4 protein-coding genes and 1 tRNA gene are annotated in these 3,695 nt (G+C 62.8%); 1 reads left to right on the forward strand and 4 read right to left on the reverse strand.

What is annotated here, in order from left to right; all coding sequences use genetic code 11:
• Positions 1–28: 28 nt before the first annotated feature.
• The 3 genes from tmk to JJ869_RS22690 are packed head-to-tail and all read right to left on the reverse strand — an operon-like array spanning position 29 to position 2,687.
• On the reverse strand, positions 29–655 hold the full coding sequence (gene tmk, locus JJ869_RS22680; protein WP_292271099.1) for a dTMP kinase: 627 nt from the start codon (positions 653–655) through the stop codon (positions 29–31).
• On the reverse strand, positions 652–1,824 hold the full coding sequence (locus tag JJ869_RS22685; protein WP_292271102.1) for a D-alanyl-D-alanine carboxypeptidase family protein: 1,173 nt from the start codon (positions 1,822–1,824) through the stop codon (positions 652–654). The genes tmk and JJ869_RS22685 overlap by 4 nt, the downstream gene beginning before the upstream one ends.
• Positions 1,825–1,856: 32 nt before the next feature.
• Positions 1,857–2,687: an SPOR domain-containing protein gene (locus tag JJ869_RS22690; protein WP_292271108.1), complete on the reverse strand. Its 831-nt coding sequence runs from the start codon at positions 2,685–2,687 to the stop codon at positions 1,857–1,859.
• Between the two features lie 239 nt (positions 2,688–2,926).
• Here JJ869_RS22690 and JJ869_RS22695 point away from each other — a divergent pair.
• A tRNA-Ser gene (locus JJ869_RS22695) sits at positions 2,927–3,016 on the forward strand.
• Between the two features lie 376 nt (positions 3,017–3,392).
• On the opposite strand, the gene JJ869_RS22700 is transcribed toward JJ869_RS22695, so the two are convergent.
• Positions 3,393–3,695 (reverse strand): ATP-binding cassette domain-containing protein (locus JJ869_RS22700; RefSeq protein ID WP_292271105.1); only part of this gene is annotated, 303 nt, incomplete at its 5' end.

The raw sequence follows: 3,695 nt of genomic DNA on the forward strand, positions 1-3,695 counted from the left end.
CGGTCTGGTTCTGGCTGTGTCGCGTCACTCATGTCAGATGCGGGCTTACCGCAGCCCAGACATCCTCTGCAACGCTGTCTGCATCCCGCGCGCCGTCGATCACGCGGAAGCGGTCGGCATATTCTTTGGCCAAGGCTAGAAATCCGGCGCGCATCGCCTCTTGCAGGGACGCGCCGAAATCCTCGAACCGTTCTTCCACCGTGTTGCGCGCCTTGGCGCGGCTGAGGCCGATCGTTGGGTCCATGTCGATCAGCAGGGTCAGGTCAGGTTCCACCCCGATCATCAGATCGTGCAACGCATCCACCTTGGCCCGCAGGTTCCCGCGCGACAGGCCCTGATACATGCGGGTGCTGTCGGCAAAGCGGTCGCAGATCACAACCTTGCCTGCCTCAAGCGCGGGCTGGATCGTGCGTTCCAGATGGTCGCGGCGGGCGGCGGTGAAAAGCAGGATCTCAGTCTCGGCAGACCAGCGGTCGGGATCGCCCTGCAACACCAGCGCGCGGATTTCCTCGGCCCCTTGGCTGCCACCCGGTTCGCGGGTATGGATCACATCCACCCCTTCCGCGCGGAGCCGGTCCGCCAGCATCCGCGATTGCGTGGATTTTCCCGAGCCATCAATCCCTTCGAAGCTGACGAACAGCCCGGATCGGCTCACATCGTATCCTCGGTGGGGGTCTGTATGCGGCCCAACAGAACCTGCGACACGCTCATCATCCGCGCGACGAAGCCGCTCGCCGGTACGGCGCTGGCTGCGAAAAGCGGGATGCGGTGTTCGGGCAGGCCCTCGGGGCTGATGATCAGCTCTGCCAGCTGCCGCCCTTCGGCAATCGGCGCTTCGATCGGGCCGGTGTAGACCACCTCGGCGGTGACGTCCTGTCCGGGGGTGTTCGGCAAGAGCAGCGTCACGTCTTCCTTGGCCATAAGGCCAACGGTCTCGCTCGCCCCCATCCAGACATCGGCCTCCGCGATCACGGCACCCGCGCGGGTGACGGTCTTTTCCGCGAATTGGCGGAAGGCCCAGTTGACGATGGATTCCGATTCCTGTGCGCGGGCCTCAGCCGTGTCCAACCCGGTGATGGTAAAGATCACCCGGCGGTCGCCCTGCTTGGCCGATCCGACAAGCCCGTAGCCCGCTTCCTGCGTATGCCCGGTCTTGAGCCCGTCCGCACCGATCCCCAGTGCCAAAAGCGGGTTGCGGTTGAACCGGTTGGAGGACTCGGCCTCGTCGAACAGAAACTCTTTTTCCGCAAACATCGGGTAGAATTCAGGGAAGTCTTCGATGATGTGGCGGGCCAGCAGGGTCAGGTCGCGCATTGACATCACATGCCCCGCAGCGGGCCAGCCGCTGGAATTCTTGAACACGGAATTGGTCATGCCCAATTGCTGGGCGCGTTGCGTCATCATGCGGGCGAACCCGGCCTCGGTGCCGTCAGGAGACAGGGCTTCGGCCAAAACCACACAAGCGTCATTGCCCGAGAGCACGATGATACCTCGGATCAGGTCTTCGACCGAAACGCGTTCACCCTGACGCAGAAACAGGGTCGAGCCGCCAAAGGAATTGGCATGGGCCGACACCGGCAGTTCCTCGTCCATGCGCAAACGACCATCCCGTACCGCTTCGAACGCGATGTAGAGTGTCATCAGCTTGGACATGGACGCAGGCGGCAGAGCCTCGTCTGCATTTTTTGCCAGAAGCACTGTGCCGGTCTTCTCATCCAGCACGAACGCGGCAGTGGCCCGCGTGTCGAACGCCGCCGCAGCGGTCGTGGACAGCAGCAGCGCGGCAAGCCCGGCGGAAACAAGACTGCGGTATTTGCGGATCATGGCAGCTCTCCTGTCATACCTGCGGGGTCGGGTCAGTTGGTGACGGCATAGGCGTCGGTAAAGCCTGTATCCTTGATCTTGGCAAGCAAGGTGCTGCGCTCTGCGCGGGTCTGTGCCGGTCCGACCAGAACGCGCCAGAAGGTCTTGCCGCTGGAGGTTTGTTCCAGAACCGTGGGCACCATGCCCGCCTGTCGCATCGCGGTTGCGGTGTTGTTGGCGTTCTGTTCGATGCTGAAGATGCCGATTTGGATGAAGGGCTTGTCCAGTGTGGAGGTGGCGGCGGGCGCAGGAGCGGCTGCTGGGGCAGGGGCCGCATCCAGCGCAGCAGCCGCGGATTCCGCAATCGGATCAAGCGTGGACTCCGCGACATCGGTCGGCGCGTCAAAGCTGCCATCGCCGATGGGCGCATCCTGTAGCGGTGCAGACGCAGCGCCGTCCGGGACTTCCTCGCGGCGCAGGGCAACAACGTTCAGTTGCGTGGGCGCGCCAGCCAGAACCCCAAGGGCCGCAGCGGCATCGGAAGAGATCTGCAGTCGCGGTCCGGGCGTTTCACGCTCCTTGCGGAACAGCGCACCGATCACGAAGTTGCCGTTGGACTCGTTGCGGATGATCACCCGTTCGGGCTCGGACACATCCGGGTGTGCCGCCCAGACGCCCCCCAACGACGGGCGACCGTCCCAGAGGCCGTTTTCGCTGACCTGGAACACCTCGGGCGCTTCGACATCGCGCTCAACCAGCCGCGTGGACCGGGTGCCAGCAGCAGGTGATGCGTCTTGCGCTGCTGCATCAGAGCCGCCCTGCAGAAATGCGGGAAGGTTTGCCCCCTCGCATCCGGCCAGCGCAATCAGCGCCGCGCCGCACATCGCGGTTGTCCGTGCGCTGCGCCATAGCGGAGAGTTGGTGATCCTGAAGTCCATTGCCTGCTCGCCTTCTGCTATGCCCATTCGGGCGCATGTCAGGGCTGATCGCCCCGCGCCGCTCGTTGTTTTGCGCAAAGCTTACAGTCTTCGGTGCGTCAAGAAAAGTCTGACGGCAACGATGCGCAGATTTTCCCCGCTGCCGCTTTCAGAATCGGATTTCAGAGGCTATGTGACCTGCCACCGGAGGTTTGGCAGAGTGGTCGAATGCGGCGGTCTTGAAAACCGTTGGGCGTGAGAGCGTCCCCAGGGTTCGAATCCCTGAGCCTCCGCCACTTGCACATCGCAAACCCGAGATAAGGTCCCCGACGGGGCCTTTTTTCTTTTTGTTTCAAAGGGGTTTAGCGAGGCCATCCGACTTTCGGAGACTGGCGTTTCTGCCAAAATCGGTCTCTGAACGCCCCGCGTCTCTTTCCACCCGCCCTTCATGGAAATCGAGACGGGTTCAAAAAGTGACGTCTTTTCAGTGACTTGATGAAATTGAACTACGCCGCAGTTGAAGCGGGTTCATCTGCTATCGGTGCGAACAGAGACACCCGAAGGCGGCGTGACCTTTCGAAATGGTGCGCAAATCAGCGGTGGGTCTCGGGGGGGCGGTCTGAGCGGATAGCGTTGAAAAGTTTGGCGCCCTCATTTGTTTTTTGGGTCGTTCTATCGACCCCGTCCTCCCTCGCGCCTGACGATGCATCCGTCCTCCAGCGTCAGGATCGTGTCGGCGCGATCCAGGATGCGGTTGTCATGGGTGACCAGTAGTGTGGTGGTGCCGCGCGTGGCCCCCAAACGTTTCAGGAGGTCGACCACATCGGCCGCGCTGTCCTTGTCGAGCGCTGCGGTCGGCTCATCGGCCAGCACGAGCGCCGGGTTTCCGACCAGAGCACGGGCGACGGCCACGCGTTGCTTCTGCCCACCCGAAAGGTTGGCTGGCAGATAGTCCATCCGGTCCGAAAGGCCAAC

Origin of the sequence: Marivita sp. (genome assembly GCF_017643905.1) — a bacterium.
Lineage (GTDB): Bacteria > Pseudomonadota > Alphaproteobacteria > Rhodobacterales > Rhodobacteraceae > Marivita.

Bases quoted from the DNA above. Each gene is read 5' to 3' on its own strand.
- JJ869_RS22685 (WP_292271102.1), bottom strand. From the start codon at position 1,824: ATGATCCGCAAATACCGCAGTCTTGTTTCCGCCGGGCTTGCCGCGCTG.
- JJ869_RS22690 (WP_292271108.1), bottom strand. From the start codon at position 2,687: ATGTGCGGCGCGGCGCTGATTGCGCTGGCCGGATGCGAGGGGGCAAAC.